13 protein-coding genes are annotated in these 17,267 nt (G+C 53.8%); 9 read left to right on the forward strand and 4 right to left on the reverse strand.

Annotated elements, in window-relative coordinates:
* Positions 1-15: 15 nt before the first annotated feature.
* Together E0F26_RS07725 and E0F26_RS07730 are read left to right on the forward strand one after the other, a co-directional pair.
* Positions 16-1,797 carry a gamma-glutamyltransferase family protein gene (locus E0F26_RS07725; RefSeq protein ID WP_279241092.1) on the forward strand — a complete coding sequence of 594 codons (1,782 nt, stop codon included), beginning with the start codon at positions 16-18 and terminating at the stop codon, positions 1,795-1,797.
* Positions 1,787-2,509 carry an SDR family NAD(P)-dependent oxidoreductase gene (locus E0F26_RS07730; protein WP_279241093.1) on the forward strand — a complete coding sequence of 241 codons (723 nt, stop codon included), beginning with the start codon at positions 1,787-1,789 and terminating at the stop codon, positions 2,507-2,509. The genes E0F26_RS07725 and E0F26_RS07730 overlap by 11 nt, the downstream gene beginning before the upstream one ends.
* Before the next feature lie 30 nt (positions 2,510-2,539).
* Here the strand turns inward: E0F26_RS07730 and folE are convergent, their stop codons facing one another.
* Positions 2,540-3,223, reverse strand: coding sequence for a GTP cyclohydrolase I FolE (folE, locus tag E0F26_RS07735; RefSeq protein WP_279241094.1), 684 nt, complete (start codon positions 3,221-3,223; stop codon positions 2,540-2,542).
* 123 nt (positions 3,224-3,346) lie between these two features.
* Here folE and E0F26_RS07740 point away from each other — a divergent pair, with 123 nt between their 5' ends.
* Positions 3,347-3,916 (forward strand): lipid-binding SYLF domain-containing protein, encoded by a 570-nt coding sequence (locus E0F26_RS07740; protein ID WP_279241095.1) that lies wholly within the window; start codon positions 3,347-3,349, stop codon positions 3,914-3,916.
* Between the two features lies 1 nt (position 3,917).
* Here E0F26_RS07740 and E0F26_RS07745 read toward each other — a convergent pair whose 3' ends face one another.
* Entirely contained in the window at positions 3,918-5,129 is a 1,212-nt protein-coding gene (locus tag E0F26_RS07745; RefSeq protein ID WP_279241096.1) for a saccharopine dehydrogenase family protein, read from the reverse strand.
* A gap of 136 nt (positions 5,130-5,265) precedes the next feature.
* On the opposite strand from E0F26_RS07745, the gene E0F26_RS07750 reads away from it, so the two are divergent.
* Complete coding sequence (locus E0F26_RS07750; RefSeq protein ID WP_279241097.1) at positions 5,266-6,435, forward strand: efflux RND transporter periplasmic adaptor subunit; 1,170 nt, start codon at positions 5,266-5,268, stop codon at positions 6,433-6,435.
* Positions 6,436-6,438: 3 nt separating this feature from the next.
* The gene (locus E0F26_RS07755; RefSeq protein WP_279241098.1) at positions 6,439-9,519 is read left to right on the forward strand and encodes an efflux RND transporter permease subunit; all 3,081 of its coding nucleotides are present in this window, start codon (positions 6,439-6,441) and stop codon (positions 9,517-9,519) included.
* A gap of 182 nt (positions 9,520-9,701) precedes the next feature.
* On the opposite strand, the gene E0F26_RS07760 is transcribed toward E0F26_RS07755, so the two are convergent.
* The gene (locus E0F26_RS07760) at positions 9,702-11,246 is read right to left on the reverse strand and encodes a peptide MFS transporter (protein WP_279241099.1); all 1,545 of its coding nucleotides are present in this window, start codon (positions 11,244-11,246) and stop codon (positions 9,702-9,704) included.
* A gap of 70 nt (positions 11,247-11,316) precedes the next feature.
* A complete protein-coding gene (locus E0F26_RS07765) occupies positions 11,317-12,312 on the reverse strand; it encodes a tRNA dihydrouridine synthase (RefSeq protein ID WP_279241100.1) in 996 nt (331 codons plus the stop codon).
* Between the two features lie 107 nt (positions 12,313-12,419).
* Between E0F26_RS07765 and E0F26_RS07770 the strand changes: the two genes are divergently transcribed.
* The 4 genes from E0F26_RS07770 to kdsA all read left to right on the forward strand — a co-directional run bounded on the left by E0F26_RS07770 (position 12,420) and on the right by kdsA (position 17,250).
* The gene (locus tag E0F26_RS07770) at positions 12,420-13,370 is read left to right on the forward strand and encodes an acetyl-CoA carboxylase carboxyl transferase subunit alpha (protein ID WP_279241101.1); all 951 of its coding nucleotides are present in this window, start codon (positions 12,420-12,422) and stop codon (positions 13,368-13,370) included.
* Positions 13,371-13,374: 4 nt separating this feature from the next.
* Positions 13,375-14,673, forward strand: coding sequence for a tRNA lysidine(34) synthetase TilS (tilS, locus tag E0F26_RS07775; protein WP_279241102.1), 1,299 nt, complete (start codon positions 13,375-13,377; stop codon positions 14,671-14,673).
* Positions 14,674-14,773: 100 nt separating this feature from the next.
* Positions 14,774-16,399, forward strand: coding sequence for a CTP synthase (locus E0F26_RS07780; RefSeq protein ID WP_279241103.1), 1,626 nt, complete (start codon positions 14,774-14,776; stop codon positions 16,397-16,399).
* Positions 16,399-17,250, forward strand: coding sequence for a 3-deoxy-8-phosphooctulonate synthase (kdsA, locus tag E0F26_RS07785; RefSeq protein ID WP_279241104.1), 852 nt, complete (start codon positions 16,399-16,401; stop codon positions 17,248-17,250). Before E0F26_RS07780 ends, kdsA begins: the two co-directional genes overlap by 1 nt.
* The last annotated feature ends 17 nt before the right edge of the window (positions 17,251-17,267 follow it).

A 17,267-nucleotide genomic window follows, 5' to 3' on the forward strand; every position in this document is an offset into this window, starting at 1 on the left:
CGGAGTTAGTTGACCATGAAAACAGTGATAAGGCGATCTTTCGCCGCGTTATCGACCATGATTTTAGCGCTCAATGTGAGCGCCCAGGATTTGGGTCCAGGTGCACGGCCCGTTGGCGAGAATTGGTCTCGAAGCCCCGTGATGGCGACCAACGGGATGGCGGCGACGGCTCAACCCCTGGCGTCTTTGATTGCAATAGATGTACTCAAGGCAGGAGGCTCTGCTGTTGATGCAGCCATAGCGGCAAACGCGGCTTTAGGATTGATGGAACCCACCGGTAATGGCATTGGAGGTGATCTGTTTGCCATCGTCTGGGACCCAGAATCCAAGCAACTCTATGGTTACAACGGCTCAGGTCGCTCCCCTAAAGGCCGGTCTTATGCGCAACTTACAGCCGCAATTGCGAAGATGAAGGCCTCAGGTAAGCTCCCCGAGGACTACGTAGGTATACCGTCGCACGGCTCTCTTTCCGTGACAGTGCCGGGTACGGTGGACGGATGGTTTGCGCTGCATAAGCGTTGGGGGCAGTTGCCAATGAGCACCGTTCTTCGAGATCCCATTAAGTATGCCAATGAGGGTTTTCCATTATCGCCAGTTATTGCCGCAGGCTTTGAGGCCAATCGTCGTCGCTTCGAGACCGTGGCGCCGATGGTGGAGGAACGCGACAATGCGACGAACACCTACTTCAAAGGCGGTGTAGCGCCCAAGGCCGGAGAAATCTTCCGCAACCCTGACTTAGCCAAATCGCTGGAGGCCATCGCTAAGGGCGGGCGAGACGCGTTTTACAGTGGACCTATCGCGCAAAAAATGGCGGCTTATTTTGAAAAAATCGATGCCGATTTGACCCTGGCCGACTTCGAAAGTCACGAGGGCGAATGGGTCGAACCAAGGGGCGTCGATTACCATGGATACACACTTTTTGAGCTGCCGCCCAATGGTCAGGGATTCGCCGCATTGATGATGCTCAATATCCTCAAGCAAATTGATTTGCGTGAGTTTGAGCGTGGCTCGACTGAAATGTTTCATTACATGGTGGAGGCCAAACGTCTGGCCTTTGAGGCTATGGCGGGTACGTTCGCAGACCCTGACTTCGCACAGGTGCCAATTGATCAGCTCCTAAGCGATGGATTTGCAAAGCGTCAGTTCGATCGCATTGCACAAGATAGGGTGATATCACCGTCTCAGCTGGCCGTTGAACTAGAAGGTGAGGGTGATACGACCTACCTCACGGTCGTCGATGGAGACGGCATGATGGTATCGCTCATTCAGTCTAATTACCGCGGTATGGGGAGTGGGCTCGTTCCGACAGGGCTCGGATTCATGTTGCAAGACCGTGGCGAGTTGTTTTCCTTAGAGGCGGGACACCCCAACGTTTATGCCCCGGGCAAGCGTCCGTTTCACACCATTATTCCTGCCTTCCTTTTCAAGGACGGAAAGCCTTTTATGAGTTACGGGCTCATGGGAGGGGGAATGCAGCCGCAGGGGCATGTCCAAGTGCTCGTGAATATTGCAGATTTTGGAATGAACCTGCAGGAGGCGGGTGACGCAGCGAGATTTCTCCACGATGGCGGCTCGAGCCCCGATGAGGGTAAGGACACTGACTACGGAACTTTATTTGTCGAGCCGGGTGTACCCGAAGGTACGGTAAAAGCGCTGCGCGCATTAGGACACAGAGTTGAAGTGGACGACACGGCGGGTAAGTTTGGTGGCTACCAGGCGATTAGCCGAAATGTGCAGACAGGCGTGTTAACGGGGGCTACGGAAATGCGTAAGGATGGAACGGTTGTTGGCTACTGACACGCGACCACTTGCCGTCGTGGTCGGAAGTGGTGGGGCCATTGCTCGATCACTCCTAGCACGGTGGTGTGAGTCAGGTCTCTACGACGTGGTTGCTGTGGGTCGGTCTCACTGCGATATTCAGGGTGTGCACTCGCTCACCACGGATTACTCAGAGGCATCACTCGCTGAGGTTACTGCCGCCGTCTCAGCACTGGGGTCAAACATTGAGCGCTTGGTTGTCACAAACGGCGTGTTGTCGGGTGAGGATTTCAGTCCTGAGCGCAAAGTGGGCGATCTAACGACGACATCCTGGCAGCATGTTATGACTGTAAACGCACTGACTCCCATGCTGATCCTCTCGGCACTGTGGTCGCTTATGCGCTCGTCGACCCAGCCGCGTGTCGCGGTTTTGACTGCGCGCGTCGGCAGCTTGTCGGACAACGAGTTGGGTGGGTGGTATAGCTACCGCGCCAGTAAAGCGGCACTCAATATGATGCTTAAATGTGCTGCCATTGAAGTGAGGCGAATCAACAAGAATGCCAAATTGATCGCTTATCATCCGGGCACGGTAGATTCTCCGCTGTCGAAGCCTTTTCAGCGATCTGTACCTGAGGGGAAACTATTTTCCCCTGAATTTTCAGCCGAGCAACTCGACAATTTGATGACTAGCGCGGTGCCGGACGGCACGCTTTCTTACTTAGATTGGGCGGGGCAAGCCATAGACTGGTAGCCCGCCAACGCAAGGTTCGGACGTTTACGCCTACGACAAAAATTCAGCGCGCGATGCTGGATCCGTTTTGAATACACCACCAAGTGACGTTGTTCGCGTTGTCGAGTTGCCATCTTTCACGCCACGCGCTTTCACGCAGTAGTGGACCGCGTTCATTGTTACAGCGACATTATCCGTCCCCAGAAGGGTCTGCAATGCCACAAGAATTTGCTGGGTGAGGCGCTCTTGGACCTGTGGGCGCTGCGCGAAGAACCGGACTAAACGGTTGATTTTCGAGAGCCCGATAACTTTTTCGTTTGGAATGTAAGCGACTTTCGCAGAGCCATCGATCGTCACGAAATGGTGCTCGCAGGTGCTTGTTAGATCTATTTTATCGACGCAGATCATTTCCTCGACATCCATTTTGTTGTCGATCACAGTGATCTTTGGGAATTGCGAGTAGTCGAGACCCGAAAAAATCTCGTCGACATACATCTTCGCGATACGATGCGGTGTTTCTTCGAGGCTGTCGTCCGTCAGGTCCAATCCCAAGGTATCCATGATCGTCTCGAACGATTCGCGGATGCGGTCGTATTTTTGATCGCGTGATAGATTATTCACCACCATCGGTGTTTCTAAACCACGCTCAAGGAGTGCTCCGCGCACAGCGATGGCCTCTTCAGAGAGCGAACCGGGCAGCTTAGTGGTCTTTGCTTTAGTTTGAACTTGATGCATCGTCCGTTGTCCTTAGAATTAGGTGTAAACTTGTTACGGCAGTGTTTTGGGCGCGGATGCCATCTCCAAGCCGTTAAATAGAGTTTGTTCTCATTTGTAGATGTTTTGCATAGGTGTAAAGGTATGTTGACACGTTTTTCATGGTTTTTCGCGGTCGTCGCGCTAATTTCGTCGCCAGCAATGGCGGCGGGTAAGAATGAATTGGCGCTTCAAGCGTTTAGAGATGCGGGTGCGGGGTCGTACATCGATGCATCCTATGGGTACGCGGTTTTCCCCAGCATCGGTAAAGCGGGCTTAATCGTCGGCGGCGCACACGGCAAAGGCGCTGTGTACCGTGAGGGGACGGTCATCGGTAATTCCACAATGACGCAAGTCAGCTTAGGCCTTCAGTTTGGTGGGCAGGTCTATAAGCAGATTATCTTCTTTGAGGATGCCCGTTCGATGCGAGAATTTACGTCTGGTGAGTTTGAATTTAACGGCCAGGCTGCTGCTGTCGCGCTTAATTCAGGTGCTTCAGCTGCCATCAGCACGGGTGGTGGTGGCCGCGTGTCAGTGACAGCCGCCAATGGGGAGAGCGCAGAGGTCGACAGTGCCGGGTTTGTCGACGGCATGGCGGTCTTCACGCTCTCGCAGGGCGGCTTTATGGTCGAAGTTTCGATCGGTGGACAAAAGTTTAGCTACGACCCGCTTTAATTCAGGGCGAAACGTCCTCGAAGGTGATGTCCACATCGGCGAGTCGATTCACTAGATGATTGCCAAGCGCAGAGGCGGGTGTCCAAATCCCGCCTTCGACGTCGAGATCATCAAATGCCAGCGATAATCCTGCCTGTGCGAGCATTCGCGATGTCGCACCGTAACCGGGATCACGCTTACCCTTTACACAAATCCGAACGTCTTTCTCACTGTCTGTGGGGTGGTGTGCGTGGACAAAAAATTCAAAAAATCCATTCTCTTGCTCTGATACAGAGGGGCCTTCTCCCGGTTGCGGCAGTCGCTTGCTAATCAGGCGTCGAAGCGGAGGGATTGCTAAGGCGGTCATTCCGATTGACATACCGCCCGCCATTAATAGGCCAGAGCGTCGATTATCAACAAGAAGTGATTCGTCATAAGAAAAGTCAGCACCGTAAACAAGGCTGGCAAGCGCGTTGGAGCGTCTGACGACCTTGCTGTTAATGGCGGCCATCACAAACGGACCTGTCCAGCTCTCAAAGTGATCGTCCCAACGTACACCGCGTTGATCGGGACCGTCCGAGCCAGGGCTAAGTTCCGACGGGTAGAGACCGTAGGGGTCATTTAGCACCTTTCGAGCAATCGGATCGCTAACGGCTTGCTCGACAGCGAGCAACATGCTCGCGACAGTGCCACCGCTTACCGCGCCTTTGGATTTACCCATTCGCCCACTCACCTTGGTTGCGAATAGCCCATGCTTGTTCATCATGCTCTGCTGCGCAACGAAAACGCCTAGATCGGAGGGGATACTGTCGAACCCGCAGCAGTGAATCAGGCGCGCACCTGTCTCCTCGGCAAGCGGGCTCACGCGCTCAAAAATTGACGCCATCCACTGGGGCTCGCCCGTAAGGTCGCAGTAGTGTGTGCCTTCGGCGGCGCAGGCTTCGACCAGCGGCGTCCCGAAACGCGCGTAAGGACCCACGGTGCTGATGACAACTCGGGTAGATGTCACGAGGCGCCGCATATCATCCGGACTTTCGCTGTCAGCGACGATCGTCTCGAGATCTGGAGCGTTGATCCTGTCTTTCAATAAATCAAGTTTACTCTGCGACCGTCCAGCAATGGCCCAGGAGAGGCCAGATTGCGTTTGATGGAGATACTCTGCTACGAGTGCGCCGGTAAACCCTGTAGCGCCGTAGATAACCAGATCAAAACTTCTGTCTAAGGTGTCGTTCATAATGCCCCCGTGCTGATTGTTCATAGTGTAACAGTGTGACGAAAAATGGCGGGTATTAATCACGTTGCACGCGAGGGGTGTGATAGCCTAACGGCCTTGCAAATCCGTCCTAAACAGGGGGTTGATGGTGGTCTTGTTGTTAAAGCGGTTGGTTGGCCCAGTGATTGTTCTGTTGCTAACACTGCTCCTGGTAAAGGTACTCATCGAAAATGCGCCTCAGCCTGAGGTCGGTGAGCCGGAAACCGTAAGAATCGGGGTTTATACCCAGCCTGCGAAACGAACAGGTGCTTCCGCCGAAGTGACGGTATACGGTGAAGTGAGACCCAGAGTACAGATCGACGTCATCAGCGAAGTCGCTGGTCGTATTACGGCAGTGTCTCCCAAGTTTGCAGAGGGCGGCAGTGTCCTGGCGGGTGAGCCCCTTATTACTATCGAGCAACGTGACTACAATGTTGCGCTGTCTGAGGCGAAAGCGCGTTTAGCCGCGCGTGAGTTAGAGCTAGCCCAAGCGCTAGCCGATGCAGACGTGGCTAAAAAGCAGTTGGCAGCAGAACCATCCCCGTCCGATTTAGCGCTTAAGAAGCCACAGATCGCCCAGGCGCGAGCGGCTTTGGAGGCTGCTGAAATAGGCCTTGAGCGCGCAGAATCAGACTTGCAAAGAACACGTGTCACGCTGCCTTTTGATGCGCGAATCATTGAGACCGCGGTCGATGAAGGGCAGTACCTCGGGCTCGGGCGAACAATTGCATCGGTCTTCTCAACAGACGTAGCCGAGGTTCGATTGCCTTTAACGGACGCTGACATTGCCGCGCTGGGCGTGCCCATTGGTTACGAGGCCGATGACGATGAGGGTTTGCGCGTCAGACTCTCAGCCGATGTTGCGGGGGCTGCAAGGAGATGGCAGGGAAGACTTGTGAGGCTCGACGCATCGCTTGATCCGCGCACGAGAACCACCTTTGGCACTGTGGAGGTGAAAAATCCATTTGCCCCAACCGATGGCGCGATGCCTATGGTGCCGGGACTGTTTGTAGCCGCTTTGATCGAGGGTCGATCGCTGTCCGATGTATTGGCCATTCCAGCCGCAGGTCTCCGCGCTGGTGGACGCGTGTTTATTATGAACGACGAGAGTCTGTTGGAAGTCCGGAGTGTCCAAGTTGCTCACGCAACAAACGAGGTGGCCTATTTGAGTGGCGGTATCGTCGAGGGTGACCGAGTAATTGTCTCACCTATTCGTAACCCTGTTCCCGGTATGGCCTTGAAGGCTATTCAGGACGCTGCTGACCCCGTACAGCTGAGCGCGGGGTAAGTTATGAACGGAGTCATCGCGTGGTGGGTAAGAAACGCAGTTGCCGCTAACCTTCTGATGGTCTTCATTTTTGTTTCGGGTCTCATCGCGTGGGGCACGATAGAAAAAGAAGTTCAGCCGATTGTTAAACTCCCTTTAGTTCAAATATCGCTTACTTGGCCTGGGGCGTCGCCCAAGGAAATTGAACAGCAGGTGGTTCAGCGGGTTGAAGCCGCGGTCAAGAACTTAGACAACGTTCGTCGTTACAACTCGAGTGCGCGTGAAGGCTTTGGCAGTGTCCGGCTCGAGGCGGTGCCCCGTGCAGACATGACGAAGTTTAAGGAAGATGTGCGCGACGCTGTCGACGCCATCACCTCCTTTCCGAGAGATTTAGAGCCCCCGCGAATTCGCTTATTGGAGTGGAAGGAGACGATCCATTACTTAACGGTAATGGGGAATGTGGGCGAGCGAGAACTGGGTCGACTCGCAGAGGAGTTGCGTGATGAGTTACTGGGTCTTAGCCATGTAAGCGATGTTGATATCAGTGGATCGCGCAACGAGGAAGTCACCATAGAAGTGTCCGAAGAGGCCCTTCAGCGTTATCAGCTCAGTTTTGCCGAGGTCTCCACCGCGATCCGCGCCTCGTCTATCAATCTGTCGTCAGGTGACGTGAAGACACCCACAGGTCGTGTCCAGTTAAGAGCCGAGAATCTGGCGGATAGTCAGACCGACTTTGAAGATATTGTCATCCGCGAACTACCTTCTGGTGCGCAATTGAGGCTGGGCGATGTAGCAACCGTGATCGATGGCTTTGAGGACTTTGATATCACGGCATCAACCGATGGCGTTCCCGCGGTGATGCTCCAGATCGAGCCCTCGGACCGCCTATTTATTACCAAGACCTCCAAGCAGGTTAATGACTGGATTGAAGCGAAGCGACCTGACCTGCCCCAGGGTATCGAGATTATGAGTTTGGCCGATATGGCCGACGCCTACGACTCCCGTATGTCACTCATTTTCGACGCAGCGTGGATGGGGCTTTTACTGGTAATGGCTATTTTGCTGCTGACGCTTCGTTTCACCGTGGCGCTTTGGGTGACAGTGGGCATTGCCATCTCCTTCGTGGGCGCGTTCATATTCCTACCGGCGGCTGATGTGTCGATCAATTTCTTATCGACCTTCGCATTCCTGTTGGTTCTTGGGATCGTGGTTGACGATGCGATCGTGGTTGGCGAGAGCATTCACCACCACAGGGAAGATTTGGGTTTGCCCGCCGAGGAAGCGGCTATTCGTGGTGCGAGTGCCGTCTCAAGGCCCGTGATCTTCGCAGTGCTAACCACGGTCGTCGCCTTTGCACCGTGGGCGTTTCTTACAGGTCCACAAAGTGAGTTTTTGCGTCATTTGTCGGCCGTCATTGCATTTGCCTTGGCGTTTTCCCTCATCGAAGCTTTTTTCATTTTGCCCGCGCACCTTCGCAAGCTGCCCGCGCGGCAGGAGGAGTCAAAAGGCTTTGGGTTACAGCGCAAAATTGCCGGTGGCATTACGTCATTTGCTGCCAATACCTATGCACCGCTGCTAGAGCGGATACTCAAGATTCGATATACCGTAAGCGCTATTTTCCTCTCGGGGTTTGTCGTCGCGTTGACGCTCGCCTACACAGGCTGGGTTAAGTTTTATTTTTTCCCGCAGTTAGAGAGTGAGACCTTGGTGGTCAATGTTGGGTTGCCAACGGGGGTCCCCTTCGAGCGCACTGAGACGGTTATGGCGCAACTTAACCGAACCAGTGAGGCCTTAAAAGACAACTACCCGGTCATCGGCTCGTTCACCTTTGCTTATGAAAATGAATTAGAGCAGTACATCCAGCTACCGCCACCCGACGAGAGTAGCGTCTCGATGCGCGATGTGGCGGAGTCGTATCTAGAAACCATGGGAGAGATTCCTGACGCCGAGAATATCAATGTCCAGTACACCGCGAACCAAGGAGAGGCGATTCTCACCTTCGTTCTTGCTCACTCAAGCGAAGAGCGTTTAAAAGCGGCGGCGTCAGACCTGAGGAATTACTTGATCACCTTTAAAGATGTGTTCTTCGTAAGAGATAACCAGCGTGGTGAGATCGATGAACTCAATATTCAGTTGAAGCCCGGCGCCCAGACTTTGGGTGTCTCTTTGGCGGACGTGTCTCGGCAAATCCGGCAGTCTTATTACGGTGAGGAGGTGCAACGACTTCCACGCCAGTACGGCGACGTGCGGGTTATGTTGCGTTACCCAGAGGCCGCGAGAGAGTCACTGAACTCCCTCCGTGAACTTAACGTCCGGACCGACGATGGTCGGCTGGTGCCTCTGGCAACCGTTGCGGATATTGAGGTGCGTAAGGCATCGCAACAAATTGTACGTCGTGATGGTCAGCGTATTTTTGAGGTGTATGCCGTTGTGACACCGGACACGATGACCGACATTAACGATACCGTCCGCGACGAGTTTATGCCTGAGCTGCAGTCGAAGTATCCAGCGCTGGAAATAATCAAAGGTGGCTGGGAAGAGCAACAGGCTGAATTTTTGGCGGAAGTTACGCGCTTGTTTACCCTGGCTATGCTGACAATTTATGCGTTGCTTGCGGTGGCGTTCAGGTCTTATTCACTTCCAGTCATCATCATGTCAGCGATTCCTTTTGCGTACATGGGCGCTGTTTTTGGTCATCAAATGCTGGGGATCCCGCTCGATATGTTCTCGTTCTTTGGGATGGGCGCTGCAGCGGGTGTGGTGGTCAACGACAATTTGGTTCTCATTGATTACATTCTCAAGCGAGAAGAGCAGGGCGATGACCGCTTCACGGCAATTATCAATGCGGCGAAGAACCGATTTAGGCCCATTCTCTTGACGACGTTGACGACCTTTGTCGGTTTATTCCCCATCATTATAGAAACGTCACAGGCGGCGGCATTCCTAAAGCCATCGGTTATTTCACTCGCGTTTGGTGTCTTCTTTGCGTTCTTTGTGAGCCTGATTCTCGTCCCAGCGCTTTACTTGATCGGGGATGACTGGGGGAGAGCCAAGCGAGTGCTGTCCGGATTTTTCCCTCGGCTACCACGTCAGGACTCGGCATAAGCTGGGCACCTCGCAAAGCGCAAGACGACGCATTGAATCTCCAAGACGCCGATCTTTTCAGGGGAGTCGTTGCATAAGCAGCATCCCCTCCGCCCAAGGTTAACCTAGCCTTTTGCCCCGCTTGCTGGGCGCGTAAAACGCGCCTGACATTGAATATTGGCTGAAGAGCGTAGGTCTAACTGTCAATGCACATCGCGCATCATTCGACGCACCAATGGCGATATTGCCACAACCACAAGCCCCACGCCTACGCCGTAGAGAAGCAGTTCGGTAAAGAGTGCGGTGAACCCGTCTAAACCCAGTCGTCCGTCGCCTGGTCCATCGATACTTGAGAAGAAAATAGCGAGTTCAGAAGCAAGGTAAGAGCCGTATGCACTGGCGAGGAACCAAGCGCCCATCATTACGCCAACATAGCGAGCAATGGATAGCTTGGTGACGGCAGACAGCCCAATTGGGCTCAGGCAGAGTTCAGCAGAGGTGTGGAGAAAATAGGCCAGTACCAACCACCAAGCAGAGACCAATCCCGCTGCGTTGGGGTTGTTCAGTCCAATGAGAAGGGCGCCAAAGCCAAGGCCAACCTGAATGATGCCGAAGCCAAATTTTGCAGGCGTTGAGGGTTCTATATTATTCGACAGCAACGCAGGCCACATCAGCGCAAACAAGGGCGAGAGCAGGATAATAAAAATCGCGTTTGCGGAGCCGAACTGCGCGGCAGTGAGTTCGGCGCCGAAGAGCGTTAAATCGGTTGCCCTGTCTGCAAACAAGGTCATCGACCCGCCAGACTGCTCAAACATCGACCAAAAAACGGTGCTGATTACGATAAGGAAAAATAACGCGCTCATTTTTCCCCGTTCCTCGGCATCGCATTGCGTCACTAAAAGCCAGATAAACCAGGCGAGAAAGAGGGCGGCGACAATCGGTAGCATCAGGCCCACACCACTCGGGCTCTGTAAAATGACCCAGACGACCAAGACGGACAAGAGGCTGTACAAAACGATAGCCCGTTCTACATTGAGCAAACCTAGGGCCGCCGGTGCGGGTTGTTTCAGTACTTCAGGGTCGTTTGGATCACCGTGCCCCTCTAACCAGTCCTGTCCGAGAGAGAAAATAACGAGGCCAATCAGCATGCCGATACCGGCCGCACCGAAGCCGTAGGCCCAGCCATAGGCACTCGCGAGCCAGCCACACAGTAATGATGCACTGGCCGCACCGATATTGATGCCCATGTAGAAGATGGTGAAGCCGCCATCCCGCCTAGGGTCGTTCTCACCGTAAAGGCGACCAACAACGGTCGATATATTGGGCTTGAGCAGGCCGACACCGACGACAATGAGTGCTAGAGCAAAATAGAAAACACGGATTGCCTGATCGTCACGCATTATTTCACCGGCGGCTGTTTGCGTGGCGGGGATTCCCTCAAATGCCATGGCGCAGTGACCCAGCACAAGTAGGATGCCACCTAATTTAACCGCCTTGGTTTGCCCCAAATAACGGTCCGAAATCACGCCTCCCAGCAGGGGCATTGCGTATACCAAGGCGGCATACGACCCCAGTATTCTCAGCGCTTCGCCGTCAGTGAAGAGGTGGTGCTGGACCAGGAACAGTACGAGTAAGTACTTCATTCCATAAAAAGAAAATCGCTCCCACATTTCTGTGGCAAAGCATACAAAAAGCCCTCGCGGGTGGCCAAACCACTGCGGGCCGGCGGGTAGGGTCTGTGATGTCATGATCATCCTTATTCTTGGTTATAAACCCACGCGCAACGCTCTGCACTTTAGGTAGGTTGGGTGGCACACATTAAGCGGCCATTGCGGCGGTTGCTCCCAGTAGCGCATCACGCATGTCATCAGGATCGCGGATTCGTTTGACTTGTGCAAACAGCGCTGCGGCCTGCGGATAGCAGTGTTGAAGGTAGACCAGCCATTGTTTCAGCGGGTTGATGGCATATTTGCGCTGATAGAGCGCCCCATTAGCCTCGAAAAAATCGATAAGAAGCTGGCTGACTTCGGGCCAGGTCATCGGTTCAATGGGGTCTCCATTGCAGTGGGCATGGACGGCTCTCGCGAGATCGGGCCTGCAAAGCGCCCCTCTTGCCAGCATGAAGGCATTGCAGCCGCTTTGCTCTTTACAGTCAAACAGGTCGCTAGGCGTCCAAATTTCGCCGTTGGCAATGATCGGAATATCCAGCGGGTTAACGATGTCTTGAAGGCGTTGCCAATGTGCTGGGGGACGATACGCTTGGACTTTTGTCCTGGCGTGCACGGTCAATTCGTCAATTCCGCTCAGCAGCGCTTGCTCAGCGATCTCCTCAAATCGGGTGTCCGAGTCAAAGCCAAGGCGTACTTTCGCCGTCACAGGAATCGCTGCTGGCGTGGCGTCTCTGACCGCTGCGCAAATTTCATACACGGCCTTGGGCGTCCTGAGTAGGGTGGCGCCCCCGCGAGACTTATTAACCGTCTTCGCAGGGCAGCCGAAGTTAAGATCGATTCCCGGCGCACCCAGTTCGGCAGCCACTGCGGCGTTCGCAGCCATTAAGACGGGATCTGAACCCAGCAATTGAACGTACACTGGAGTACCGGCCGCTGTTCGTCCTCCCTGTTTGAGTTCGGGGCAGAGCCGATAATAAACTTTGGGTGGGAGTACCGTACTGGAAACGCGAACAAATTCTGTGACACATCGCTCGTATCCACCGATGCGTGTCAGCATGTCTCGCATCACGGATTCCATAACCCCTTCCATGGGTGCGAGCAGAATGCGCGGAGGGTCGATGACTAATTTGCTCATAAGTTCCATAAAATTTCGGTATTTCGTAGCGTAAATCTTACAGATGACGCCATCGTTCTACGTTTGTAGACTGTAGACCGTCGCAATATTAGCCGTTTGTAACAGGGCAAGTCACAATGAATCCCAATTATTTGGATTTCGAGCAGCCAATCGCTGAGCTCGAAATGAAAATCGAAGAGCTCAAAACCGTCGTTGATGATTCCGAAATCAATATCAGCGATGAAATAGATCGACTCAAAGCTAAAAGTCACAAGCTGACTCAGTCAATCTATCGAGATTTGAGTGCCTGGGATATTGTCCGCGTTGCGCGCCACCCGCTTAGGCCCTACTCGCTGGACTACATTCCCTTGGTTTTTGAGGACTTTGACGAGTTGCACGGTGATCGGCATTTTGGCGATGACAAAGCGATTGTGGGTGGCGTTGCCCGCTTGAATGGCCGCCCAGTAATGGTGATCGGTCAGGAGAAGGGCAGAGGGGTTAAGGATAAAGTCCACCGCAATTTTGGTATGCCAAAGCCTGAGGGGTACCGAAAAGCCCTGAGACTGATGGAGATGGCTGAGCGGTTCAATATGCCAGTTGTCACCCTAATCGATACGCCGGGAGCTTATCCGGGAATCGATTCCGAGGAGCGCGGCATTTCCGAGGCTATTGCTCAGAACCTGGCCGTCATGTCGCGTCTGCGGACTCCGATCATTTGTGTTGTTATTGGCGAGGGTTCCTCAGGCGGTGCCCTAGGTATCGGCGTGGGTGATCATCTCGCCATGCTGCAGTACTCAACGTATTTCGTTATTTCACCCGAGGGCTGCGCCAATATCATTTGGAAGAGTAGCGAGTTTGCCCCACAGGCGGCAGAGGCGATGGGGGTTACCTCGTCCACGTTGCAAGAGCTGGGGATCGTCGATACGACCATTGAGGAGCCCATGGGCGGTGCTCACCGAGATGTTGATGAAATGGCGCGGCGCATCAAAGAGCATGTATCAGGTCAACTGGATCGTCTTTGCAGTACGGATACAGATGAGCTTGTCGAGGCGCGCTATCAGCGGCTGATGGCCTACGGTAGTCACTAATTCCATGCCTACGCCGTTGCTCGAGGCCCTAGAAGAGCATTCGGCGGCCCTTCGCTCCGCTACGCGAGTTTATGTCGGATTCTCAGGTGGTATCGACAGCCACTGCCTATTGCATGCTTTAACGACCTTCAGTCAAAACGAGCCGCTTCCACCGGTTACGGCTATTCACGTCAATCATGGTCTTCATGCTGACGCCGACGCATGGGAAATGCAGTGCCGGAAAATAGCCGGTGAATTAGGCGTCGATATTGTCATCGAGCGTGTTGGGGTTAAATCCAAGCCCTCGTTAGAGGCTCAGGCGAGGGCGGCGCGTTATCAGATTTTTCAAAAATACCTGACTGAGAATGCGCTCTTATTGCTAGCGCATCATTTGGATGATCACGTTGAAACCGTGCTGTTCAGGCTGATTCGCGGGGCAGGCTCTACAGGGCTCAGCGGTATCCCCAAAACTCGTCAAGTGGGAGCTGGGAGCCTATTAAGGCCGTTTTTGGGCGTTCACCGCTCAGAGATCGAGGCTTATGCGTCTGAGCTGGGCCTACAGAGCATCCATGACTCCAGTAATGACGACCTCGCTCTCGACAGAAACTTTTTGCGCCACCAAGTGTTACCAATGATCGAGGCGCGCTGGCCAGGTTATCGCTCAGGTATCTCTCGTACCGCACAGATCATGGGTTCAATTGATGATGCATCGACAGACGCCTGGTATCAGTGTCCCTTTGGCTGTCCAAGCTTGGATATTGATTTTCGTGAAGCGGAAACATTGCATGCGGCCGTTCACGCGAAACTCAAGGTCATGGGCCTCGACTTGCCAGCCTTCGATGCACTAAGAGAGTTGTCTCGGCAATGTCTAACCGCTGGACGAGACAAAACACCAACCTTGTATACCGATGCCTATGCGCTTAGTTGTTGGCGAGGCAGACTGCAAATTTTACCGGCGACCATTGCGCCATGCGAACCGGAAGAGGTCGTGGTAGGTCGGGTTATCTCACGCGCTTGGGGCAGCTTATCTTGGGTCGCTGCCAACACCGGTCTTCCCGAGGGCTCGCGGGTTTCACTCCGCCCGATAGACGAGGGAGAGCGGGTCAGATTTCCCGGAAGACCGAGTCGGCCTATCCGCCATGGCATGCAAGAAATGGGTATAGCACCTTATTGGCGTGCCAGCGTGCCCACGATATGCGTCAATGCGGAGGTGGTGGCAGTCGCCGGTTTAGGCTGCACCGAACAAGGCGCGCACATTTTCAATGAGAATTCAGAGGGATTAGTACCGATCTGGACCCCGCCAAAAATCCGCATTGGAAATTGAGCCAGCCTGCACTCTTTGGTAAGCTGAACGCCCATCGGAGCTATGCTATCGGCAACACCTTGTTAGCCGCCCCACAGTTCCCGTTGCTTTGGTGGAGTCCATGACGCGATACGTATTTGTTACCGGTGGTGTTGTTTCCTCGTTAGGGAAAGGCATAGCCGCAGCATCCCTTGCAGCAGTGCTTGAGGCGAGAGGCCTCAAAGTCACACTACTGAAACTTGACCCCTATATTAACGTCGATCCCGGGACGATGAGTCCATTTCAGCATGGTGAGGTCTTCGTTACCGACGATGGGGCTGAGACCGACCTTGACCTTGGTCACTACGAGCGGTTCACGCGGGCGACGATGTCCAAGCGTAATAACTTTACCACCGGGCAAGTTTACGACGAGGTCCTGAGGAAGGAGCGCCGTGGCGACTATTTAGGTGGCACGGTTCAGGTCATTCCACATATAACAGACGAAATTAAGCGACGTGTCATCGCAGGTGCAGAAGGCGCGGATGTGGCGGTTATTGAAGTAGGTGGCACCGTAGGTGATATTGAGAGCCAGCCTTTCCTTGAAGCATTACGGCAACTGAAGTTGGAAGCGGGGTCTTCAAATGCACTCTTGATGCATTTGACGTTGGTGCCTTATATCCCGACGGCCGGAGAGATTAAAACGAAGCCTACCCAGCACTCGGTAAAAGAGCTCCGATCAATAGGTCTTCAGGCGGATGTACTGCTGTGCCGCTGTTCTGTGGAAATCGATGACAGTGCGCGCCGCAAAATCTCCTTGTTCACGAATGTCGAAGAGCGGGCTGTTATCCCAGTGCTGGACGCGGATTCCATTTATAAAATCCCCAAGAGCCTGCACGAGCAGGGGCTTGATGATTACATACTCGAGCGCTTTGGCATGTCACCGGGTGAAGTTGACTTCAGTGAGTGGGACGACGTTGTTGCCAAAGAATTCGCGCCTCGACGGGCTGTTGTAAGAGTGGGTATGGTCGGTAAGTACACCGACCTCGTTGACGCTTATAAATCGCTCAATGAAGCCCTCGGTCATGCAGGTCTGCAGACCAACACCCAGGTCGAAATCGATTACATTGACGCCGAAGACCTTGAGACCCAAGGTATCGGCGTGCTCGACTCCCTCGACGCTATTTTGGTCCCTGGCGGTTTTGGCGACCGAGGTATCGAAGGGAAGATTGCGGCAGTTACCTACGCTCGTGAGAACAAAATCCCTTACTTAGGTATTTGTCTTGGTATGCACATGGCCATGATCGAGTTTGCGCGAAATGTCTGCGGAATGGCGGATGCACACTCTACTGAAATGAACGCGAAGACACCTTATCCGATAATTGGTCTGATAACAGAATGGCAGACCGAGACGGGCGGAATCGAGGTGCGAGACGAGCACTCGGACCTTGGTGGCACCATGCGTTTGGGTTCACAGCCCTGCTATTTGGTCGATGGCACCAGAACGCGCGAGATATATGGCAGTGATGTTGTCCGTGAGCGTCATCGTCATCGCTACGAGGTCAACAATACGCTGGTGCCTCAGCTTGAAGCGAACGGGATGACGATCTCCGGTTGGTCTCAAGATAAGGGGTTGGTCGAGATGATTGAGCTCGCCGACCATCCCTGGTTTGTCGCCTGCCAATTCCACCCGGAATTCACGTCGCGACCACGAGGTGGACATCCCTTATTTTCTAGTTTTATTGATGCGGCCGTTAAGGGGCAGTCTTGATGAGCTGCAAGACCGTTTCGACCGCTGGAATTGACTTCGCTAATGACAAGCCCTTTGTTTTGGTAGGCGGCGTCAATGTTCTGGAGTCTGAGCAATTTGCGGTAGATGTTGCCGGTGTTTACCAAGAGGTCTGCAGTAAGTTGGATATACCGCTTGTCTTCAAGGCGTCTTATGACAAGGCTAATCGCTCTTCCATACACTCGTTTCGTGGGCCGGGGCTCGAGGCAGGTCTGGCTATCTTCGAAGCGGTGAAGAAAGCCACAGGGTTGCCGACGATTACCGACATCCATAGTCCGGAGGAGGCAGCACCTGCCGCGAGTGTCGTTGACATTATCCAGTTACCGGCATTTTTGGCACGACAAACAGATTTGGTGCGCGCAATGGCGGAAACAGGCGCAGTCATTAATATCAAGAAACCGCAGTTTTTAAGCCCTGAGCAGATGAGCAATATTGTTCAAAAGTTCGAAGAGTGCGGCAACGATCGGCTCATCCTGTGCGAGCGTGGTAGCAACTTTGGGTACGACAACTTGGTGGTCGATATGTTGGGTTTTGGTGTTATGCGCAAAACCACGAACGAGGTGCCGGTGATCTTTGACGTGACGCATGCCTTGCAGCGTCGTGACCCCGGTGATGCCGCCTCTGGCGGGCGTCGTGCTCAAGTGGTTGAGTTAGCCAGAGCGGGCATGGCAACGGGTCTTGCCGGGCTGTTTTTGGAGTCGCATCCGGATCCAACAAAAGCGTTATGCGATGGGCCCAGTGCCTTACCGCTATCGCAGTTAGCGCCTTTCCTAGAGCAGGTTAAAGCAGTCGATGACGTGGTTAAATCGTTGCCGAGCCTAGAGATTAATTAATACCCTTTGGAGTAACG

The organism is Candidatus Paraluminiphilus aquimaris (assembly GCF_026230195.1).
GTDB lineage: Bacteria > Pseudomonadota > Gammaproteobacteria > Pseudomonadales > Halieaceae > Luminiphilus > Luminiphilus aquimaris.

What these genes read in the sequence shown, in the direction of transcription:
- E0F26_RS07725 (WP_279241092.1), top strand. Translation starts at nt 16, where the DNA reads ATGAAAACAGTGATAAGGCGATCTTTCGCCGCGTTATCGACCATGATT.
- folE (WP_279241094.1), bottom strand. Translation starts at nt 3,223, where the DNA reads ATGCATCAAGTTCAAACTAAAGCAAAGACCACTAAGCTGCCCGGTTCG.
- E0F26_RS07740 (WP_279241095.1), top strand. Translation starts at nt 3,347, where the DNA reads ATGTTGACACGTTTTTCATGGTTTTTCGCGGTCGTCGCGCTAATTTCG.
- E0F26_RS07745 (WP_279241096.1), bottom strand. Translation starts at nt 5,129, where the DNA reads ATGAACGACACCTTAGACAGAAGTTTTGATCTGGTTATCTACGGCGCT.
- E0F26_RS07755 (WP_279241098.1), top strand. Translation starts at nt 6,439, where the DNA reads ATGAACGGAGTCATCGCGTGGTGGGTAAGAAACGCAGTTGCCGCTAAC.
- E0F26_RS07760 (WP_279241099.1), bottom strand. Translation starts at nt 11,246, where the DNA reads ATGACATCACAGACCCTACCCGCCGGCCCGCAGTGGTTTGGCCACCCG.
- E0F26_RS07765 (WP_279241100.1), bottom strand. Translation starts at nt 12,312, where the DNA reads ATGGAACTTATGAGCAAATTAGTCATCGACCCTCCGCGCATTCTGCTC.
- E0F26_RS07770 (WP_279241101.1), top strand. Translation starts at nt 12,420, where the DNA reads ATGAATCCCAATTATTTGGATTTCGAGCAGCCAATCGCTGAGCTCGAA.
- tilS (WP_279241102.1), top strand. Translation starts at nt 13,375, where the DNA reads ATGCCTACGCCGTTGCTCGAGGCCCTAGAAGAGCATTCGGCGGCCCTT.
- E0F26_RS07780 (WP_279241103.1), top strand. Translation starts at nt 14,774, where the DNA reads ATGACGCGATACGTATTTGTTACCGGTGGTGTTGTTTCCTCGTTAGGG.
- kdsA (WP_279241104.1), top strand. Translation starts at nt 16,399, where the DNA reads ATGAGCTGCAAGACCGTTTCGACCGCTGGAATTGACTTCGCTAATGAC.